Genomic DNA, 21,085 nt, shown 5'->3' with positions numbered 1-21,085 from the left:
TGATATCAAAAATTGTTTTTGATGCTCGATGCTGTGAGTGCCCACACAGATTGCTTGATTCAAATTGTTAAAGAGCATCACGCTTGTCGCGTTGAGGAGGCGCATATTACGCTCCTCACTTCGAAAGTCAAGCGATTGTTTTCGCTTTTCTTTCGGCGCCCACTTCGCTAGGAAGCTGGCTCATCAGGTTGGCGTGTTCCGCCGTGCTGGTAGGGGCGCATTATAGGGAGCTGCGCCGCGATGACAAGGGCTTTTTCACCGAAAAGAACCGTTCGCTCAGATATGCAGCAAAGCGGTTCTATTTCACTCGCATTACCATCATTTCGGGCTTTCATTGGATTTAAATTGAACATTTGAAAAGCCACTTTATAATTGGCTTTTCAAATGTTCAATTTAGGTTTCATTCATGCACCAGATCCTGGATAGCCGCAAAGAGGAGAAAATCGTTCCTCTGTTCCGCCTCGGGTTTCGGCCTTTCTTCCTGCTTGGCGCCTTGTTCTCGGCATTGGCGATGCTGGGCTGGCTGGGGCAGCTCAATGGCTGGTTCGTCCTGCCGGGGATTGGCAACCCCATCTGGTGGCATGCCCATGAGATGCTGTTTGGGTTCGGAGCCGCGATCGTCGCGGGCTTCCTGCTGACGGCAGTGCAAAACTGGACCGCTCACCCCGGGGTTAGAAGCTGGCCCCTGGTGCTGGTCGTCGTGCTGTGGGCATTGCCGAGGACCTTGCTGCCCTGGTTGGGCGAGCACAATACCTTCTTGATGGCGGCAGATCTGCTCTGGCTGCCTCTTTGCGCCTGGTATCTGGCCAAACCTATCGTGGTCACCAGGCAGTGGCGCAACCTCTTCTTTGTGCCTCTGCTGGTCGTGCTGACACTGCTCAACGCCGCCAGCTGGCTGTGGCAGGCGCAGTGGGCTGATATGGAACATCTGCTCATTACCACTGTGCTCTTGTTTACAACCCTGATCGCCGTGATGGGTGGAAGAGTCATCCCCTTCTTTACCGCCAGATCCACCGGGATGGAAAAAGCCGTCCCAATTCTCTGGCTGGAGCACGCAGCCCTTGCCACGCTGTGGCTCACCCTGGTGAGCTGGCTGCTGCTGCCCACCCCATGGGTCACCAGCCTCTACCTGCTTCCTCTATATATAGTGGCGGCCGTTTTGCACTTGTGGCGCCAATTGCGTTGGCGGCTGCCTTCCACTCTTGGCCAACCCCTCTTGTGGTCACTGCACCTCGCCTACCTGTTTATTCCTCTCGGTCTGCTCGCCCTTGGTGCTCTGGCTGCCGGCCTGCCCATCAGCCTGTCGCTGGCCAGCCACCTGCTCAGTGCCGGCTGCATGGGGACCATGATCCTGGGGATGATAGCCCGGGTCTCTCTTGGTCACAGTGGCCGGGCTTTGCAGGTAGGGCGCAGGATCCAGTGCGCTTTCGCGCTGGTAATCATGGCAGCCCTGATTAGAGTTCTGATCCCGCTGCTTTGGCCCGCCTATACCTTGCACGGCTGGAACCTGAGCGGCCTAGCCTGGAGCCTGGCATATGGTCTATTTGTCTGGGTCTATGCTCCCATATTGACCAGCCCCCGGACTGATGGGCGCCCAGGCTGACCCGAGTGGATCAAAATCTGCTGCCCGGATAGTGGATCAGATTGTGGAAGATGGCAGGGGCCACACCCAGATTGCGATAGCCATGGGGGCGGTCGGCCGCGAAGCGCACCGCCTCCCCCTGCGTCAAGGAACGCCACTCCCCCTCAACCAGCACTTCCATCTGGCCGCTGATGACGATGACATGTTCGGTCACCCCGGGTTCATGGGGTTCTGATTCTCGCTGATAGCCGGGCAACAGAGTCAGCTCAAACAGTTCGAATCCAAAGCGCCCCTCATAAGGGAAGAGAGGGGCGACCTGCATGCCCTCTCCCGCCGGCTGCTGGCGAATCGCATCTGCGGTGCGATAGAGCACTTCCCCCTGCTCTGCCGGGGTCGGCTCGATGAAGCTGGAGAAAGAGACCCGAAAGCCGGTGGCAATCTTCCACAGGGTGGCCACCGTCGGGCTCGATTCCCCCCGTTCAATCTGGCCCAGCATGGCCTTGCTCACTCCCGTCTCCCGCGCCGCTACATCCAGGCTCCAGCCCAGTTTGCTGCGCAAGCCCTTCAGACGTTGGGCCAGATGCTGATTCATCTCTTGCATGACTGCCTCTTTGTTATGCTTGCTTGAATCGCCTTGTGCGCTATAGCGCACAACGATATAGTCTGAAGCAATATTGTACGTAATAACGCACAAACCGTCACAACCCCACAAGGACGTCACCATGCCCTTTGCCCTTCCTCATCTGGTCGCCGGCTTCATCGCCGTGATGGTCGGCTATACCAGTTCGGTCATCCTGATCATTCAGGCAGCCACGGCAGCGGGGGCCGATGCTGCCCAGCTCGCGTCCTGGCTATGGACGCTGGGTATCGGCATGGGTATCAGCTGTATCGGCCTCTCCCTCTATTACCGCATCCCCGTCTTGACCGCCTGGTCGACCCCGGGTGCCGCCCTGCTCATCACCAGCCTGGGTCACTTCACCCTGGCCGAGGCCATCGGCGCCTTCGTTATCTCTTCTCTGCTGATCACCCTGTGCGGCATCAGCGGCTGGTTCGATCGGCTGATGCGTCATATCCCGGCCCAACTGGCGGCGGCCATGCTGGCCGGGGTATTGCTCAAGTTCGGGCTGGATCTGTTCAAGGTCGCCCCGGTAGATCCTATGCTGCTCGGCAGCCTGCTGCTGGCATTCCTGCTCGGCCGCCATCTCTGGCCACGCTATACCATGGTGCTGGTACTGGCGACCGGCATTCTCATCTGTCTGCTGAGAGGCCAGCTGCAGCTTGACACTATCCACTGGCAACTGGCCGGCCCGGTCATGACCTGGCCAGAGTTTTCCCTTGGTGCCCTGTTCGGCATTGCCTTGCCACTGTTCATCGTCACCATGACCTCCCAGAACATGCCGGGCATTACCATTTTGCGGGCCCACGGCTACCAGCCCGCCACCTCATCCCTCATCACCTGGACCGGCCTCACCGGTCTGCTGCTGGCGCCCTTCGGCGGCTATGCCTTCAACTTGGCGGCCATCACTGCGGCCATCTGCATGGGGAAAGAGGTGGATCCGGACGCCAACCGGCGCTGGCCCGCGGCGGTGTGGGCCGGCGGCTTCTACCTGCTGACCGGCTGTTTCGGTGCAACGGTGGCGGCGCTGTTCACGGCCTTCCCGGCGACACTGGTGACCTGTGTCGCCGGGCTGGCGCTGCTCGGCACCATCGGCAGCAGCCTGTACACCGCATTGCAGCACGATAATGCCCGTGAGGCCGCCCTGCTGACCTTCATCATCACCGCCTCCGGCATCAGCCTGCTCGGCATCGGTTCCGCCTGCTGGGGACTGCTCGTCGGCATCATCCTGTATCAAGTCAACCAGCGGAGAAACTGACCTGACCATCTGGGGAGCCCCCCGTGAGACACCGCACATAATTCAGAAAAATTGGTTCACAGCTGAAACTAATTGCCATTAAGTGGTGTCGAGGCACTTCTTCTTCCCCGATGCGTGCCTCATGTCAGACTCATAAACTGGAGAATAATAATGAGGAATCAGGCTGTCATTTTGTTACTGGCACTGCTGGGCGCCACCACCGCCCACGCTGCCGACACCGATCGGGAGCTGGCCCGCCAGCTCGCACTGCAGCAGAAAAACCTGCTGCCGTTGCTGAGCAATCAGGAGTACCAGAGCCCGCTGCCCAACCTGTTGCAGAAGGCCAGTCCGCGCCTGAAACGCCAGGCTCGGGATGCCAACCAGGCAGCCATCAGCCGGCAAGGGCTGGACGGCGAGGTCAAGGAGCTGATGCAGCTGCGACTGGCCAATCCGGAACAGGCCGCCGCGCTGCAGCAGGGTGTCGAGCCGCTGGTCGCCTATGTGCCGAGCGGAGATGAGAAGAGCTGGAGCGCCATCGAAGCCTTCGACAGCGCCGGCAACCCCGTCTATCTGGATGTGGACAAGGCACCGGCCCGTCCGGTCCTTGTCGTGGAAGCTGATCCCGTCAAGGCCAAGAACGCCGGCCTCAAGGTGATCCGCAAGGCGCTGGCTGCCGCCGACATGCAGGTGGCTCCCCGTGCGGCTGCCAGCACGGCACCGCTCAAGACCAGCATCCTGAAGAAAATTCGGTTGAAGGATGATCAGGAGCCCTGGCTGCTGGGTGCGGCCGAGGTGTATGCGGTGGTCGCAGGGGTCAATCCCAGCCGGGATGAGCCCGTGGTCGACATCGTCGACATGCCCTATCTCGACTATGACAACACCGACTACACCCCCAACCAGATCCTGGTCTACTGGGATCGCTATCGCTGGGGTGCCGTCGACATCGTCATGATGGAGCAGGACGACAACGTCAACTACAAGGAGCTGAGCGGCCTGTTCATCGATGCCCTCAAGCTGGCCTTCACTGCTGGCGGCGTGCCCGAGGCACTGCCCTTCCTCGATCTCGGCGGTCGCATCGTCAAGGCGCTGCCCGACTCCTGGATGACCAACAACGATGACTATCTGGATACCTTCTACACCCTGGAGCAGGACCAGAGCTATCACCAGTATCCAGGCGCCGCCGGCAATGCGGTGATCGATCTCGAACCCAAAGAGATCGCCCCCACAAGGCCCTGATTGGTCGCCATGACAGAAAAGCCAATGAGCGACTCATTGGCTTTTTTTGTGCCCGCGATCTGTTACGGCTGGCCTTTCGGCCTCACCCCCAGGGTATGGCAGATGGCGTAGGTCAGCTCGGAGCGGTTCAGGGTATAGAAGTGGAAATCCTTCACCCCTTCCTGACTCAGCACCCGCACCTGATCGATGGCGATGCTGGCACCCACCATGTTGCGGGTCATCTGATCGTCATCCAGCCCCTCGAAACGCTGATGCATCCAGCGCGGGATCTTCACGTTGGTGAAACCGGCAAACTTGGCCAGGGTCTGGTAGTTGGAAACCGGCAGGATCCCCGGCACGATTTCGGCATCGATGCCGATGGCGGCGCAGCGATCCCGAAAGCGCAGGTAGGTCTCGACGTCAAAGAAGAACTGGGTAATGGCGCGGTTGGCACCGGCATCAATCTTGCGTTTGAGGTTGAGCAGATCCGACTGCGCGCTGCGCGCTTCCGGGTGCCCTTCCGGGTAGGCGGCCACCGAAATATCGAAGTCCGCTTCGGCCTTGAGCAGGGCCACCAGATCGGTGGCATACATCTCCGGCTTCTCCAGCCCCTGGGGCAGGTCACCGCGCAGCGCCACGATATGGCGGATACCGCTGTTCCAGTAATCGCGGGCAATGGTGCGCAGCTCATCGCGGCTGGCGTCGATACAAGTCAGGTGCGGGGCGGCGATCAGACCGGTCCGCTCCTTGATGTCCTTGATCACCTTGTGTGTGCGATCCCGGGTGCCCGAGTTGGCGCCATAGGTCACCGACACGAACTTGGGTTCCAGCACTTTCAGGCGCTCGATGGATTGCCACAGGGTATTTTCCATCCCTTCGCTGTTGGGCGGAAAAAACTCGAAACTGACCGATATGTTGCCACTCAAATCTGCCAGACTCTGGTTGAGTGCCTCAACCTGACGTGCGCTGTGAAATCCCATCTGCTCTCTCCCTGCCCTGCAATCCATTTCTCTACGTCAAAACGGATGTTTGGACGTCTAAACGTCTTTCTATCTTTATGAGAAAATGGCACAAAGTCAACACTGTTTTACAGCAAGAGAAAGGCCGCCGATTTTTATTTGGCAATAAAGCCAAAGTAACGATTGGCACCCCATCCCAAAATCCGGCGAGTCGCGTTATGATGAACCCAGATCGTCCTGGACGTTCTGAATCTGCGTGTGATTGTTTGGCCGGAGGTTTCTCCGGCCCCTTTTCAACCTCTTCCCCTTCCTGCCGATAACCAATTGAACCATTCGCAGGAGCATCATCATGGACACCCACCCCGGCTTTGCCACCGACTTGCTGTTCGATCGCTATCAAGGCAACGTGGTCGATCATGAGCAGTTCTGGGCCGTGCGCACCCCCGATGCTCCCGATTACTACTTCGGCAACTATCTGCTGCTCCCCTTTCCCCCCAGCGATCACGACAAGGGCTGGCTCGAGGCCAGTTTCGACAAGCTGATCGGGCAGGATCCCCGAGTCAGACACCGCACCTTCCAGTGGCCTCTCGCGGCCGGCCAGAACAGCCGGGTCGCCGGCTTCGTGGCGGCGGGATACCAGTACATGGAGTGCGTGGTACTGGCACTGGAGGCCGCAGACTGGCAACCGCCAGCCGCGACGGTGGCTGCGCGCCCCTTTACCCCAGCCGATTGGGACGAGTGGCTGGCCTTTGAACTGGAAGAGCGGGATCCGGGTCACTCGGAGCAGAGCTACCTGCCCTATCTGCAGTCACGCCGCCAGTTGTACGAGGCGATGATCGGGGACGGGCTGGGTCAGTGGTGGGGGATCTGGCAGCAGGAACAGCTGGTCGCCAGTTGCGGCCTCTTCTTCACCGATACTCTGGGCCGCTTCCAGCTGGTGCGCACCCGACAGGCATGGCGCAATCAGGGATTGTGCCGTCAGTTGCTGAGCCAGGTTGCCAGGCACGGGCTGACACGGGTCGACCGGCTCATCATAGTGGCCGACGAGCACTATCACGCCCAGCGCGTCTATCGCTCGCTCGGGTTCACCCCGGTGGCCCGTATCGGCAGCCTCTGTCGCTGGCCCCACCCGGTGCAGTGACGTCGCTGACTGACAGCAAAGAAAACGGGAGGCTGATGCCTCCCGTTGTTTATCTGCCGGCAGCTATTGCTGCGGTGTTTCCAGCTCGTTGGAGAGCGCCTGCTCCACCTCGGCCGACGGAGCCGGCAACGGCGCGGCCGCGGCAGATGCCGCTGCGGCAGGCGTTGCTGACGGCGCCGGGGTGGCAGGTGTCTCTGTCATCGCCGGCGTCGCGGCGGATACAGCGGCAGAAGGCTCGGTGGTCGCAGTTGCAGCCGATGCTGCGGGCGCGGCGGCAGGGGCGTCACACTGGCAATCGACCCCTTTCACCTTGTTGCCCTGATGAGGCGGATACCAGCCCTTCAGGCCCTGCTCCAGCCGATCGGCTGCCGCCTTGGGCTCCATCTTGCCGAGCAGCACAGCCTGACTCACTTCGGCCAGCTCATCACCCAGCTTGGGCGTACCACGGGAGAGGATCTGGGTGGCCACCCGGATGGTGGAGTCGCACTGATCCCGCCACTCCATCATCTCCTTCGCCGCCGGGTTGGTGACCTCGAAGAAGTGGTTGGAGAGGGAGAAGAAGCCGGGCAGCGAGTTGGTATAGAGCTCGGCGAACTGCGGCGTGGTCAGCCACTGCAGGAAGGCCATGGCCGCCTCCTTGTTCTTGCTGGCCGGGTTCATGCCCATCCCGATGTCGGTGTGATCGGTAAAGAAGCAGCCATCGCCCTGTTTTGCCACGGGCGGGCGCATCACGCCAAAGTCCACCTTGCCGGTGAACGGGGCGATCTCCCAGGAACCCGCCACGTAGAAGGCGGCCTTGCCCGAGGTGAACAGCTCGTTGGTCGCGGCATAGTCACGGCTCTCGCCACCTTCGCCGAGGTAGGGACGCCAGCGCGCCAGCTCCTCGAACACCTTGACGTAGGGCGGGTTGTCAAAACGCTCCTGCCCGCCGATCAACGCCAACCGACCATCCTCCCCCTTCCAGTAGTTGGGGCCTATGTTCTGGAAGCCGAGCTCGGAGGATACCCAGCTTTCCGAGCCGCTCATGGCGAGCGGCACATAGCGGCCATCGGCCTTCACCTTGTCCAGCGCCGCGAAGAAGGCATCCCGGGTTTGCGGCACGCTCAGCCCCAGCTCACTGAAAATCTTCTTGTTGTAGAAGAAGCCGTGAATCACCGAGGCCATGGGCACGCAGAAGGTCTGGGCGCCGGAGTCGGTCTGCCAGGGTGACTGGGCAAAACTTGGGAAGTTCTCCATCCCCGACATCTCGGTCAACTCCGCCAGGTGGCCCGCCTTGAACAGGGCCAGGGAGTCATCGAACGGCCGGCAGGTGATGAGATCCCCCGCCTTGCCCTCTTTCAGACTGGCCCACAGGGTCGGCATGTAGTCGACGTTCTGCACTCCGTTGAACTTCACTTGGATGCCCGGGTGGGAGGCCTCGAAGGCAGGAATAATCTTCTGCTCCCACAAGGCCTTGTCATCAATCCGCCAGCTCTCGATCACCAGCTCGCTGGCCATCAGCTGACCACACAACAGGAGACTCAGGGCCCCGATCCACTTGTTAGACATAAGCCCTCCTAAACCTTGAAATGTGCGATCAATTGCTGCTGCTTGGCGACCAGATCCGCCAGCACTTCACTGCTGCCGGCCGACTCCCGCGCTTCCCGTTCGGTCTCGTAGGCTACCTCGGCAATGCCGGAAATATGGCGGGCCACCCCCTGACTGACCGAGATCTGCTCCTGGGCGGCATGCGCCACCTGATCCGCCATCGCCTTGATGGCGCTCATCCGGTCGGCGATGGATTGCAGGGCCGCATCCATCTCCCGGGTCTGCTCGACACAATTGTGGGTCTGCTCCTGACTGCGCCCCATCACCTCCACCACCAGCTTGCTCGAGCTCTGCAGATTCTCGATCATCGCCTGGATCTCTTCGGTCGAGGTCTGGGTCCGGTTGGCCAGTGCCCGCACCTCGTCTGCCACCACGGCAAAGCCACGGCCCGCATCGCCGGCCCGCGCCGCCTCGATGGCGGCGTTCAGCGCCAGCAGGTTGGTCTGCTCGGCGATGCTGCGGATCACATCGAGGATGCTGCCGATGTTGTTGCTGAACTCACCCAGCTTGTAGGTGATGCCAACAGCCTCTTCCATGGCGCCGGCCAGCTGCTCCGTGATACGACGGGTGGTCGCCACCTTCTGGCGACCGCTGCGGGCTTCATCATCGGCCAGATCCACTTCCCGTTTGGTGCCATCGGTGGAGCGGGCCACCTCGGTGGCACTCACCTCCAGCTCGGTGATGGCGGCAGCCACCTGATCGGTCTGACTCTTCTGATCCTGCACCCGGGACACGGCCCTTTCGCTTATCTCGGCGGCGCGGCTCGCCTCCTCCACCAGATGGCGGGAGCCGGCATTGATCTGGGAGAGCAGCTCGCCGGTTTTGCCGGCCAGGGTATCGATGGAGCGGGAGAGTGCGCCGAACTCGCAGCTGCTGCGATAGTTGATGCGGCGGGTCATGTCCCCGGCCGCCATGTAGTCCAGCTCCTTGTTAATCATCTGCAGCGGACGCTGAATGCTGCGCGCAGTGGTATAGCCGATGATGAGGGCTGCGGCGGCCGAGATGGCGGCCACCACCAGGATCCAGAAGCTGGCGCTGCTGACCGCATCATCCGCCGTGGTGCGACTCTGGCTAGCAATCGAGCCGGCCGACTGCCCCATCTCGTCGAGCAGGCCCAGGCAGTTGATCAGGCTGGCATCGAGTTGCTGATTGAGGGCCTGCAGCGAGGCGGCCAGCTGCTGGGCATTGCGCATGGTCGCCAGCAGCCCCTGCTGGCCGAGTGCCAGCTCCTGCATCCGGTCGAGGTTGGAGACGAAGCGCTGCTTCACGTCATCCGGCACCAGCACCCGATCGAGCCGCTTGCGGGCCATCTCGATGTCCTTACTCAGCACCTTCTCCAGCTCGTTGAGATCGGTCTTGGCATCGGCCCGGCGAATGTTCTTCAGATCGCGCGCGATGCCCGAAGTGATAAGTTCAGCCTTGTTGCGCATGGAGCGTTTGCTGGCGGTCTGCTGCAGCAGCAGATCGGCAGCCCACTGGTAGGTGTCTTCCAACCGGATGAAGGCAATCTCCAGCTTGTGGCGCTGATCCTGGGCATTGACCCACTGGCTGTGCTGGGAGAGCACCTGTTCAGCCAGGCCGTAGAACTGCTTGGTGGCGGTATCGACCTGCTGAAAACGAGAGCCGGCCTCGGCCACCCCGCTAAACCTGTCCATCTCCTGGCTCAGCTGACTGAAACGCGCCTGCTGCTCCTTGAACTGGCTGGCCAGCTGCGGCAGCTGGCTTGCATCCTCGTTGGTCCGGTAGACCAGCACCCAGCGGTTGCTGTCCTGCAGGGCGCCTTTCAGGCCAGCCACCGCAATCACCAACGGGGTTGCCCGGTCGGAGACCTGTGACAAGCCGTCGTTGATGCCCCTGATCTTCAGGGTGCTGATCACACCCAGCAGGATCAACAGCAGCAGCATCAACACAAATCCGGCGATGATCCGCTGCACAATAGATAAACCCATGGAGACATCCTCACTCGTGGGGGAAAGGTAACGTGAACATAGACACTATCGGCACAAGGGGCGAATTATAGAGGGGAGACCGAGGGTATTTTATTGATCTATATGGGGTTGGATCACAGTTGACGGGGGACGCTTTGCGCGTAAAAGGGCCCGGACTGTGCCGGGCCAAAGAGACATGCTAGCTGTAACGGCCCGTGGGGGGGCCAACCCTGTGTCCTATCAGAAGCGATAGCCGACACCAAACATGAAGGCCATGGGATCGATGGAGGTGTTGATGGTACCCACGGCGGTGTGCACGTCGGTATCGATATCCATGATCCAGGCGGAGGCGTTGACGAACCAGCGATCATTGATCGCCATGTCCAGACCAACCTGACCGGCCATGCCCCAGGATGAGTCCACGCTCACATCGGTGCCATCCAGTGCGCCGCGGCCCTGCTCATCGAAGAAGGTGGTGTAGTTGATACCGGCACCGATATAGGGGCGTACCTTGCTGTTGGCATCACCGAAGTAGTACTGCGCCATCAGGGTTGGCGGCAGGTGCTTGACCTTGGCCACTTCACCCAGACCGGCGGTGGATACCGAGTGGGAGAAGGGTGTGGCAGCCAGCAGCTCGACACCCCAGTTGTCAGTGATCAGATAAGAGAGTGTCAGACCCAGCTGCATATTGCTGTCGATTTCCAGCTCGCCGGTACCCAGCACGTTGTCACTGCTCGTTTGCGGAGAAACAAAGGCCAGGCCGCCGCGCACCAGAATATCACCGGCCTGGTGGGCCATGGCGACGGGAGAAGCGAGAGCGGCCGCGATCATCAGAGGAAGGATCTTTTTCATCACGTTTTCCTTTTAGTTTTCGTTTTATATGTTGCAAGCCTGAAAACTATAAAGGGATGTGAATGCGGAGTTATTGATTTAGCTCAAACGTTACCAAAAAATAGATAGATGTGTACGGCAGCTTAAGACTCACGAGACATGGCTGATAATTGGCGAAATAAACAATAAAAACATACTGATACGTCAATTCAAAATCAAACCAGCCACATTAAAAGATAATTTAAATGCACCTTATTGAGGCTTTAAACGGCTAAAAACGGTTGTTTCACTCGCTCAACCAGAGTATTTTTGCGAGCCATGTAGCCGGGCTGTAAGAAATTCTTTATGAAACCACAAACCAGAAGGGACAAAATAGTAGCCATACTGGCGGCCATCTGGGGTATTGGCTCCTTCCTGTTTATTTTATTGGGATTCGTTCTCGGCATGGCGCTATTAATTCTGACCCACTAAGCCGACTGGCTGGTGTGAGACGCCTGACACCGCAACCACTCCCCCGCCACAATCTGCTCCGGGTTCAAATCCCACTGCGCCGGCCCCAGCTCCCCGCTGTATCCGCGCCAGCGATTCCTGCCCTCCTGCTTGGCCCGGTACAGCGCCATGTCCGCCAGTTTGAAGCTCAGATTCCAGAACGAATCCTCCAGTTCCCGATGCAGGGGGTAATCGCAGAATCCCAGTGAAGCCGTCATCCAGAGCGGCAACTCTTCGCGCCCGAAGCGGCAGTCGGCAATCTTGCGGCGCAGACGCTCGACCCGCTGGGCAACCCGTGTCGGCTCATCACCGACTAGCAACAGCAAAAACTCCTCACCACCGAGCCGGATCAGCGGCTCCTCCTCAGCGAGAGCCCCCCGCAGCAACTCCGCCAACTGGCATAACAGCAGATCGCCGATGTCGTGGCCGAAGCGATCGTTGACCTGCTTGAAGTGATCCAGATCCAGGATCAGCAACACTCTGCCTGCCGCCAGATCATCGCGATTGAGCAACCATTCATCGAGGTAGCGCCGGTTGAAGGCGTGGGTCAGCGGATCCGTATAGGCGGCGGTCTCCATCCGGGATGAATAGGCCTGCAAGGCGCTGTGGTGCAAGCTGATCCTGGCCGCCATCTCCCGGAACTTGCGACTGAGCAGCGCCATCTCCTGACTGCTGTCGATGATCGGCAACACGCTCACATCCTGCTTTTCGGCAAACTTGTGCAGCGCCCCCACCAACTCGCCGATCGGCCCGAGCACGATGGCGCGCAAGCGGGCCAGCGCCATCAGAATACAGGCGAAGCTTATCAGCAGCATGCCGATGAAGGTCCAGATCGCCCCCTCCATCGCTCCCCGCAACACGTCACGATCCTCTTCCACAATCAGGGTCAAGACGGGGGTGCCGTCGTTGTCCAGCAGCAGCCCCTCCCCCCTGACACGCTGCAACCCCAGATCCACCAGCCGGTAGCTCATGTATGGCTTGAACGGCTTGAAAGAGCCCTGGTGCTCGCCAGTTCTGGGCTGGGCAATGGTCAAGGCGAGCGCGGTCCGCGCCGCCAGATCGTCCAGATAGCGTTCATCCAGCCAACGGGTCGCCAGCAGATAGCCATTGGGTTTGGCATCGCCTAGGGTATTAGTCACCGGCTGCAGCGAGAAGATGAGCGGCCCCCATAACGATCCTCTCACCCCGCTCAGACTGTGGATCCCCCCCTGCCGCGATTCACGCAGCAGTTGCAGCTTGATGTCATCCAGAAAGAAGGGAAGCAGGGTGGTGTCCGTATCAGGCGCCTCCGGCAGCAGGGTGCGAGTCCAGATTTCAGAGCCCTGTAAATCCATATAACTCAGCACGTTGAGCTCAAAGTCCCGCATCGGGGTGTCGACCAGCAGATTGGAGTGGATGTAGCCCTGATTGGGCCTGGCCAGGAAGTGGTAGCTCTCATCCCAGATCCCCCAATCCCGGGTGAAGGCATTGATGGCATTGATGTCGCCCTGCACGGCCCTGACCACCCGTTGCAGATGATCCTGCATCCGCCGCTCCTCGACCCGCTGCGCCGCCGGCACCTGGGCCAGCGCGATCACGATGAGCAGCATCAGGATGGCGCCAGCCCAGACGGGGAACATGGAGTAGGCCAGCAAATGATCGATGGAGCGGGACGGTTGAGCCATGGGCGCCAATATCCTTTGAATGGCAATGCGAAACGGGAAGGGTCTTGCCCCAAGTATGGAGTATCGGCCCGTCTGGAGGTCACTGAATTACCACAATAAAAACAAGGGGCCCAGGGCCCCTTGTCACATTATTAAACGGATTATCGTGCCAGCAGCGGCGCCAGGAAGCGGGCCGTATGGGAATCCTCGCAACGGCTCATCTGCTCCGGCGTCCCCGTCACCAGGATGCGACCGCCGCCGGCGCCCCCCTCCGGACCCAGATCGACGATCCAGTCGGCGGTTTTGATGACATCCAGATTGTGCTCGATGATGACGATGGTGTTGCCCCGATCCCGCAGCTGGTGCAGCACCTTGAGCAACTGCTGGATATCGTGGAAGTGCAGCCCGGTAGTCGGCTCATCCAGGATATAGAGAGTCTGACCGGTATCCCTCTTGGAGAGCTCGCGCGCCAGCTTGACCCGCTGCGCCTCACCGCCCGACAGGGTAGTGGCCGACTGACCGAGGCGGATATAGGAGAGTCCCACATCCATCAGGGTCTGCAGCTTGCGCGCTACCGCCGGCACCGGGTCGAAGAACTCGCGGGCATCTTCCACCGTCATCTCGAGGATTTCGTGGATGTTCTTGCCCTTGTACTTCACCTCTAAGGTCTCGCGGTTGTAGCGCTTGCCTTTGCAGACATCGCACGGCACGTAGACATCCGGCAGGAAGTGCATCTCCACCTTGATGACCCCATCCCCTTGGCACGCCTCGCAGCGCCCTCCCTTCACGTTGAAGGAGAAGCGGCCCGGCTGGTAGCCGCGCGAGCGCGCCTCCTGGGTGCCGGAGAGCAGCTCGCGGATCGGGGTGAACAGGCCGGTGTAGGTGGCAGGGTTGGAGCGCGGGGTGCGGCCGATGGGGCTCTGGTCGATATCCACCACCTTGTCCAGGTGCTCCAGCCCCTCCACGCTGCGATAAGGCGCCGGGGTGGATTCGGTGGCCTTGTTGAGCTCGCGGTGAGCGATGCGGAACAGGGTGTCATTGATCAGGGTCGACTTGCCGGAGCCGGAGACGCCGGTGACGCAGGTCATCACTCCGATCGGCAGATCCAGGTTGACGTTGCGCAGGTTGTTGCCGCTCGCCCCCTTGAGTTTCAACCACTTGCCGGTGAGCGGAGTCCGCTCACCGGGAATGGCGATCTGCTTGCGACCGGAGAGGTAGTCACCGGTCAGCGACTCGGGATTCTTGATGATCTCCTCCGGCGTGCCCTGGGCGACGATGGCGCCGCCATGCACGCCCGCCCCCGGGCCGATATCGAGCACATGGTCGGCAAGGCGAATAGCATCCTCGTCGTGCTCCACCACGATCACTGTGTTGCCGAGATCGCGCAAGTGAGTGAGGGTCTTGAGCAGTCGTTCATTGTCGCGTTGGTGCAGGCCGATGGAGGGCTCGTCCAGCACATACATGACACCTACCAGACCTGCACCGATCTGGCTGGCCAGTCGAATGCGTTGCGCTTCGCCGCCTGAGAGAGTCTCGGCACTGCGCGACAGGCTCAGGTAGTTGAGGCCGACGTTAACCAGGAAGCCGAGCCGTTCGACAATCTCTTTCAAGATCTTCTCGGCGATCTGGGCGCGCTGGCCGGTGAGGTTCAGCCCTTCGAAGAAGGCGAGCGCATCACCGATGGACTGCTCGGCGATGGCCGGCAGGTTGCGGTTGTCGACGAATACGTGGCGCGCCTCTTCCCGCAGTCGACTGCCCCCGCAACTGGTACAGGATTTGTTGGCAATGTATTTGGAGAGCTCTTCACGTACCGAGTTGGACTCGGTCTCCCGGTAGCGCCGCTCCATGTTGTGCAGGATCCCCTCGAACGGGTGCTTGCGCACCACCACATCGCCGCGATCGTTCATGTAGCGGAACTCGATCTCGGTGCGACCGGAGCCGCGCAGGATCACCTCTTGAGTCTTCGGCGGCAGATCCTCCCACGGCGTCTCCAGATCGAACTTGTAGTGCTCGGAGAGGGATTTGAGCATCTGGAAGTAGTAGAAGCTGCGCTTGTCCCAGCCGCGGATAGCGCCGTTGGCCAGGCTGATGGCCGGATCGCCGATCACCTTGGCCGGATCGAAATATTGCTGCACCCCGAGGCCGTCGCAGGTAGGGCAGGCACCGGCCGGGTTGTTGAAGGAGAAGATACGCGGCTCCAGCTCCGACATGGAGTAGCCGCACTCCGGGCAGGCGAAGTTGGCGGAGAAGGTCATGGGGGCAACCCCGTCCTCGCCATCCATCGGCACCACCAGCACAATGCCACCGGAGAGGGTCAGCGCCGTCTCGAACGACTCGGCTAAACGCAAGGCAAGGTCATCGCGCACCTTGAAGCGGTCCACCACCACCTCGATGGTGTGCTTCTTGTGCAACTCCAGAGTCGGAGGGTCCGATAGATCGCACACCTCGCCATCGATGCGGGCACGGATGTAGCCCTGAGCCGCCAGATTCTCCAGCAGCTTGGTGTGTTCCCCCTTGCGATCGCGCACCACCGGGGCCAGCAGCATCAGCTTGCTCCCCTCAGGCTGGGCCAGCACCTGATCCACCATCTGGCTGATGGTCTGGGCGGCGAGCGGAATGGCGTGGGTCGGGCAACGCGGCTCACCGACCCGGGCAAACAGCAGACGCAGGTAGTCGTAGATTTCGGTGATGGTACCGACGGTCGAGCGCGGGTTGTGGGAAGTGGACTTCTGCTCGATGGAAATAGCGGGCGAGAGCCCCTCGATATGGTCGACGTCCGGCTTCTCCATCAGGGAGAGGAACTGGCGGGCATAGGCGGAGAGGGACTCCACATAGCGGCGCTGCCCCTCGGCATAGAGGGTATCGAACGCCAGAGAGGATTTGCCCGAACCGGAGAGGCCGGTGACCACGATCAGCTTGTCGCGGGGCAGGGTCAGATTGATGTTCTTGAGGTTGTGGGTGCGAGCACCCCGGACCACGATCTTTTCCATCTTGTTGCACGCTCGATACGGAAACCTGAGCGAGTCAGTATGGCATAGAGACTACTGGATGAATAGACAGGTTTTATCCATCATTCCCATCGATTTCAGAGATACTCCTTGGCCCAGCTCACCGCCTGCAGGCGGTTCTTCACGTTCAATTTCTTGAAGACATTGTAGAGGTGGGACTTGATGGTGTGCTCGCTCACAAACAGGCTGTCGGCGATCTCGGTATTGGAGGCCCCCGTCATCAGGTAGCGGATGATCTCCTGCTCGCGCACGGTCAGCAGCGTCTGGTTGCGCAGGTGGTGTTCCCCGCCCTTGCGGTAGTAGTTGACCAGATCGCACAGCAGATGACGCGGGATCCAGTACTCCCCTTCCAGCACCTTGCGAATGCCGAGCACCAGCCGATCCAGCGGATCCTGACAGAAGAAGAGCCCGCTGGTATGGGGCCACATCAGCAGCAACTCCCGATCCGTACTGGTGGGGGCATTGAGCAGCACGGTATTGGCTTCCCCGAAGCGGCTGGAGATCTCCCGTGGCCACCCCGTTTGCAGGCTCGACTTGAGGTAATCCAGATCCACCAGAAACAACGGATGCGGCTCGAGTTCATCCGCTTGAGGCAGGGCTTCCAGTGCACTCACCAGCAGGATGGGCAGAGCCAGCTGTTCGGCCAGGTAGCTCTGAAAGCTGGTCGCCTGCGCATTGTCTTCGGTTACCAATACGATGGGATATGGGGTGATCATGAAGCGCTGGTCCTTGAACATTCCGGCCATGGTGTTTTTCGGCAGCAGAGAGTACCAAGCCCCCCGCAGGCTGCAGCATTAAAAAAGTATTAGACACCGATGCGCCTCCTTTGAAACTCACCAATTTTCCAAGCAATACAAATAACTAGCCGAGCCCCCCCCATTTGGGTGAAATACTGGCCCCTGGCTAGACAGGGGCTGTCACACCGGCCTTCGGCCCCACTTCTCGCCTCGACCGTTCGATGATATGACTCCCCGTTGCTGCTCACTTGCTGGCCAAGGGCGGCCTCGTGTAAGTTAATCCTTCATTCGGCGGACACGGGATGGAGCGTCAGGAAGATGTGCGCTCTTTCTCCCCAACTGTTACTATTGCGGGCAAAATCTGAAAACGGGGAGGCGGCCAACTGGCGCGCTGAACCGGGCACAGTCATCACATGAGTGGCGGGGCCGCCCAGCAGCGTCGCCTATCTCACAGAAAACAAACGATATGTTGAATTGGCCCGGGCATATGGCCCGGCCGGTATATAAAGGGTGGAAGAGAGATTATGGCCAGTCGAGGCATCAATAAAGTCATTCTGATCGGTAACCTGGGACAAGACCCGGAAGTGCGCTACATGCCGAGCGGCGGTGCCGTGACCAATATCACCCTGGCCACCTCCGACACCTGGCGCGACAAGCAGACCGGTGAGCAGAAAGAGCGTACCGAGTGGCACCGCGTTGTTTTCATGGGCAAGCTGGCCGAAGTGGCTGGCGAGTACCTGAAGAAAGGCTCCCAAGTCTATGTTGAAGGCAAGCTGCAGACCCGCAAATGGCAGGATCAAAGCGGCCAGGAGCGTTACACCACTGAAGTGCTGGTCGATGGCTTCAGCGGCGTGATGCAGATGCTGGGTGGCCGTCCGCAAGGCGGCGCCGGCCAAGGCATGGGTGGCCAGTCTCAGGGCAACTGGGGTCAGCAGCAGGGCATGCAGTCCCAGCAGCCGATGAACCAGGCGCGTCCTGCCCAGGCTCCGCAGCAGAACATGCAGCAGCAGGGCGGCTACGCTCGTCCGGCCCAGCAGCCACAGTCTGCACCGCCGGTGTACAATGAGCCGCCGATGGACTTCGACGACGACATTCCGTTCTAAGCAACGTCAGATCCCGGAGGCCCTGTTCATGCAGGGCCTTTTTTTGCCTGTTATTGACGCAGACGTGGCGCGCAATCCGGCCTCCTGGCCGGTCTTGCCAGCCATACGTCCCCATATCATTCGCCTTGGGATTATGATCGGGGCAATCCAGTTGCCAGAGAGAACGCATGGGGTCTTGGTATCGAATCTTGTTGTGCGTGGCGGCTTGCGCCACCCTGTTGCTGCCATCCTTGCTGCTGGCAGGCGAGCCATTGCGAGTGGGGGTCAGCTTCGCCATCCCGCCCTATGTGATCGAAGAAGAGGGTCGCGGGATCGAGCTCGACCTGATGAGAGAGGCCTTTCGGGACAGCGGCTATGAGCCTCAATTCGAATATCTGCCGCTGGAGCGCACCTTCCGCATGCTGGAGTCCGGCAAGCTCGATGCCATCATCAACGTCAAACCCGGCATGTTGCACGACGTCTTCCTGTCGCAGCCGGTGATCGCTTTCCACAATCGGGTGTTCACCCTCAACAAAACCCACATCAGCACTCTGGACGACATGAAGACACTGAGGGTGAGTGCCTTCCAGCGTGCCCGTCAGGTGCTGGGAGGTGCCTTTGCCAGCATGGCTGACCAGAATCCCCGTTACGAGGAGGTCGCCAAACAGCAGGGGCAGGTGCACAGGTTGATGCTGGGGCGGGTGGATGCGGTGATCCTGGAGCAGCGGGTGTTCTATTACTATCTGGCACAGTTGGCCAACAGCAAATATGGTGCCGAGCTCTATGCTCCTGGCCGGGTCCGGCAATACGATCTGTTTGCGCCGACTCACTACCATTTTGCCTTTCGCCAGGCGGCGCAGCAGCGCTGGTTCGATCGCCGGCTCGATGCCATGCGGGCCGATGGCCGTTATCAGCGCATATTTGCCCGCTACGGGGCCACGCCCTGAGCCTCCTGAAAACATAAAAGCCAGCCCGAAAAGGCTGGCTTTTTGTTACTGGCTCCAAAGGAACTACAGCATGGGGAGCGTTACTTCATCGCGCCGCCATTTTTCAGATCTGCTTTCTGACGTTTGGCTTCGCGCTTCTCTTTCAGTGACATCTGCGGTTTTTTCTTGGCATCTTTGCCGTTGTGATGTTCTTTGTTACTCATCATCAAACTCCAAAAATGTTACCCAGACAGTTGGAACCCAGGTTCCAGCATGCCATCCGAATCGTAGACTACAGTACGCTTTCAGTGACGATCCTGCGATCGCACTCAGTCCAGCATACCCCTAATCTTGCGCAAGAATCCACCCTCATCCCATCACCCAGTGGCAGCAGGTGTTCACCCGCTTCCGCTGACCCGATCCGGCTGGGGAATGAACGGCCGGAGAAGCGATTTATTCCTTATAAAATAACGCCAAACAGATTTATTTCATAATGATGTGAAATAAACCACTGAATACCAAAATGAATTCTCTTTAAATAATGAGAGATAATTTAGATAAGCATTCTCACTATCGCCAGAAACAAAAAGTTACAACCCAAAGCAGCGCCTCCCTGGACAAGCTGATATTATCCAGCCCTATTTGTGAAAATATTCCAGCGAGAATAAGGACGTCCCATGACCAGAAAAACCAGAGCGGCCTTGGTCTCAGTTTGCTCCAATATCACCTTGATTATCATGAAGATATTTGCCGGCATACTGAGCGGATCCGTCAGTATTATTTCCGAGGCCATTCACTCGGCCATGGACCTGGTGGCGGCATTGATCGCGCTGGTGGCCGTACGCAAATCGGATATTCCCCCCGACCAACGCCACCCCTACGGTCATGACAAAATTGAAAACGTCTCCGGCGTGATCGAAGCGCTGCTGATCCTGCTGGCTGCCGGCTGGATAATATTCGAGGCCGTCGGCAAATTGATCACGCCAACCCCGATCGAGGGGGTCGGTCTCGGTGTGCTGGTCATGCTGTTTTCGGCACTGGTCAACAGCGGCGTCTCCGCCTACCTCTACCGGGTGGCCAAGGAGGAAGAGTCTGTGGCCCTGGCCGCCGATGCGCTGCATCTGAAGGCAGACGTACTGACCTCGCTCGGGGTCGCCGTCGGCCTGCTCGGTATCTGGATCGCCGCCAGACTGGGCTACAACCTCTATCTGCTTGATCCCATTGTTGCCATCTGTGTCGCCCTGTTCATCCTCAAGGAGGCGATCGCCATGCTGAAGCAGGCCTTCCAACCCCTGCTGGACCACAGCATGAACGAGGAAGAGCTGGCCATCACCACCCAAGTGATCGAGGAGTGCTGCCCGGAGCATGGCGGCTTTCATGATCTGCGCAGCCGTCAGGCCGGACGCCGTCGTCACATCGACTTCCACCTGACCTTGCCAAAAGAGATGAGCATCGAACACTCCCACGCCATCTGCGATCGGATAGAGCAGGGCATCATGCGACACCTCCCCCACGCCGTTGTGCTGATCCATGTTGAACCAAGCGGGCATGGGTAACGGCGCTGAGCCGTGCGAGGGGAATGCTGCAGGCCATTCCCTTCGACAACGGCCATCCGGTGGAACGGTATTCGAAAACGGCGTCGATTGTGCAATAAACGGCCGGCAGGTGTGGTAGGGTGGACTATTCCCGCCATCAGGAGCACGCCGTGAAAAAGTTGGAAATGAAGGACCTCACCGACGCCGAAAAGGCCGAGATCACCCTGCTGCTCCAAAAAGCACAGGCCAATGCAGATCACCAACTGAGCAATGCCGAGCGCAACCGCATCCGCGAGGAAGGTAGACTCAAGATAGTCGCAGACCGTGCTGCCGCCGCCAAAGTGGCCGCCAAACTGGCACGGGAAAAGGCCAAGGAGCGAGCCAGCAAGCAGGTGTTGCCAGAGACATTCAGCTGGGTGGATTCCGTCAGCAACAAGTTTCGCAGCAAACGCTGACGGCCAATCCTCTCGCCCAAGCGCCCCCTACCTCAACCAGCCAACTCACACCATGGCGGAGAACAGCCTCTCTGCCATGGTGTGTCCGGCGACATGCAACGCCGCAGGATCCTG

The 21,085-nt window shown here is 59.7% G+C and carries 17 protein-coding genes; 8 read left to right on the top strand and 9 right to left on the bottom strand.

Annotated features, from left to right (window positions below):
• Positions 1 to 406: 406 nt before the first annotated feature.
• Positions 407 to 1,603: an NnrS family protein gene (locus tag OKB87_RS21485; protein ID WP_270828484.1), complete on the top strand. Its 1,197-nt coding sequence runs from the start codon at positions 407 to 409 to the stop codon at positions 1,601 to 1,603.
• Positions 1,604 to 1,613: 10 nt separating this feature from the next.
• Here OKB87_RS21485 and OKB87_RS21480 read toward each other — a convergent pair whose 3' ends face one another.
• Positions 1,614 to 2,183 carry a helix-turn-helix domain-containing protein gene (locus OKB87_RS21480; protein WP_270828483.1) on the bottom strand — a complete coding sequence of 190 codons (570 nt, stop codon included), beginning with the start codon at positions 2,181 to 2,183 and terminating at the stop codon, positions 1,614 to 1,616.
• A gap of 121 nt (positions 2,184 to 2,304) precedes the next feature.
• Here OKB87_RS21480 and OKB87_RS21475 point away from each other — a divergent pair, with 121 nt between their 5' ends.
• Both OKB87_RS21475 and OKB87_RS21470 read left to right on the top strand, forming a co-directional pair.
• Positions 2,305 to 3,456 carry a benzoate/H(+) symporter BenE family transporter gene (locus OKB87_RS21475; RefSeq protein WP_270828482.1) on the top strand — a complete coding sequence of 384 codons (1,152 nt, stop codon included), beginning with the start codon at positions 2,305 to 2,307 and terminating at the stop codon, positions 3,454 to 3,456.
• A 150-nt stretch (positions 3,457 to 3,606) separates the two neighbouring features.
• A complete protein-coding gene (locus OKB87_RS21470; protein WP_011707631.1) occupies positions 3,607 to 4,671 on the top strand; it encodes a DUF3103 family protein in 1,065 nt (354 codons plus the stop codon).
• A 62-nt stretch (positions 4,672 to 4,733) separates the two neighbouring features.
• Here OKB87_RS21470 and metF read toward each other — a convergent pair whose 3' ends face one another.
• Positions 4,734 to 5,630: a methylenetetrahydrofolate reductase gene (gene metF, locus OKB87_RS21465; RefSeq protein ID WP_270828481.1), complete on the bottom strand. Its 897-nt coding sequence runs from the start codon at positions 5,628 to 5,630 to the stop codon at positions 4,734 to 4,736.
• Positions 5,631 to 5,958: 328 nt separating this feature from the next.
• Here metF and OKB87_RS21460 point away from each other — a divergent pair, with 328 nt between their 5' ends.
• Positions 5,959 to 6,750: a GNAT family N-acetyltransferase gene (locus OKB87_RS21460; RefSeq protein WP_270828480.1), complete on the top strand. Its 792-nt coding sequence runs from the start codon at positions 5,959 to 5,961 to the stop codon at positions 6,748 to 6,750.
• 63 nt (positions 6,751 to 6,813) lie between these two features.
• Here the strand turns inward: OKB87_RS21460 and OKB87_RS21455 are convergent, their stop codons facing one another.
• From OKB87_RS21455 to OKB87_RS21430, 6 genes are all read right to left on the bottom strand, one after another.
• A complete protein-coding gene (locus OKB87_RS21455) occupies positions 6,814 to 8,298 on the bottom strand; it encodes an ABC transporter substrate-binding protein (RefSeq protein WP_270828479.1) in 1,485 nt (494 codons plus the stop codon).
• Positions 8,299 to 8,306: 8 nt separating this feature from the next.
• Positions 8,307 to 10,286 (bottom strand): methyl-accepting chemotaxis protein, encoded by a 1,980-nt coding sequence (locus OKB87_RS21450; RefSeq protein WP_270828478.1) that lies wholly within the window; start codon positions 10,284 to 10,286, stop codon positions 8,307 to 8,309.
• A 219-nt stretch (positions 10,287 to 10,505) separates the two neighbouring features.
• Entirely contained in the window at positions 10,506 to 11,117 is a 612-nt protein-coding gene (locus OKB87_RS21445; RefSeq protein ID WP_011707635.1) for an OmpW family outer membrane protein, read from the bottom strand.
• A 446-nt stretch (positions 11,118 to 11,563) separates the two neighbouring features.
• A complete protein-coding gene (locus tag OKB87_RS21440; protein WP_270828477.1) occupies positions 11,564 to 13,249 on the bottom strand; it encodes a diguanylate cyclase in 1,686 nt (561 codons plus the stop codon).
• A gap of 140 nt (positions 13,250 to 13,389) precedes the next feature.
• Entirely contained in the window at positions 13,390 to 16,218 is a 2,829-nt protein-coding gene (uvrA, locus tag OKB87_RS21435) for an excinuclease ABC subunit UvrA (RefSeq protein WP_270828476.1), read from the bottom strand.
• 95 nt (positions 16,219 to 16,313) lie between these two features.
• Positions 16,314 to 16,973 (bottom strand): LuxR C-terminal-related transcriptional regulator, encoded by a 660-nt coding sequence (locus tag OKB87_RS21430; RefSeq protein WP_270828486.1) that lies wholly within the window; start codon positions 16,971 to 16,973, stop codon positions 16,314 to 16,316.
• A 524-nt stretch (positions 16,974 to 17,497) separates the two neighbouring features.
• Here OKB87_RS21430 and OKB87_RS21425 point away from each other — a divergent pair.
• Positions 17,498 to 18,076: a single-stranded DNA-binding protein gene (locus tag OKB87_RS21425; RefSeq protein WP_011707639.1), complete on the top strand. Its 579-nt coding sequence runs from the start codon at positions 17,498 to 17,500 to the stop codon at positions 18,074 to 18,076.
• 167 nt (positions 18,077 to 18,243) lie between these two features.
• The gene (locus tag OKB87_RS21420) at positions 18,244 to 19,002 is read left to right on the top strand and encodes a substrate-binding periplasmic protein (RefSeq protein WP_011707640.1); all 759 of its coding nucleotides are present in this window, start codon (positions 18,244 to 18,246) and stop codon (positions 19,000 to 19,002) included.
• A gap of 80 nt (positions 19,003 to 19,082) precedes the next feature.
• On the opposite strand, the gene OKB87_RS21415 is transcribed toward OKB87_RS21420, so the two are convergent.
• Positions 19,083 to 19,205 carry a hypothetical protein gene (locus OKB87_RS21415; RefSeq protein WP_011707641.1) on the bottom strand — a complete coding sequence of 41 codons (123 nt, stop codon included), beginning with the start codon at positions 19,203 to 19,205 and terminating at the stop codon, positions 19,083 to 19,085.
• A 453-nt stretch (positions 19,206 to 19,658) separates the two neighbouring features.
• On the opposite strand from OKB87_RS21415, the gene OKB87_RS21410 reads away from it, so the two are divergent.
• Both OKB87_RS21410 and OKB87_RS21405 read left to right on the top strand, forming a co-directional pair.
• Positions 19,659 to 20,537: a cation diffusion facilitator family transporter gene (locus OKB87_RS21410; RefSeq protein ID WP_029302577.1), complete on the top strand. Its 879-nt coding sequence runs from the start codon at positions 19,659 to 19,661 to the stop codon at positions 20,535 to 20,537.
• A gap of 149 nt (positions 20,538 to 20,686) precedes the next feature.
• Positions 20,687 to 20,971, top strand: a complete 285-nt coding sequence (locus OKB87_RS21405; RefSeq protein WP_024946369.1) for a DUF3811 domain-containing protein — start codon at positions 20,687 to 20,689, stop codon at positions 20,969 to 20,971.
• Positions 20,972 to 21,085: the final 114 nt, after the last annotated feature.

Origin of the sequence: Aeromonas sp. Y318-1 (genome assembly GCF_027706125.1) — a bacterium.
GTDB lineage: Bacteria > Pseudomonadota > Gammaproteobacteria > Enterobacterales > Aeromonadaceae > Aeromonas > Aeromonas hydrophila.
Note: the sequence above shows the minus strand (reverse complement) of the source record. Positions and strands in the feature narration are given on the sequence as shown.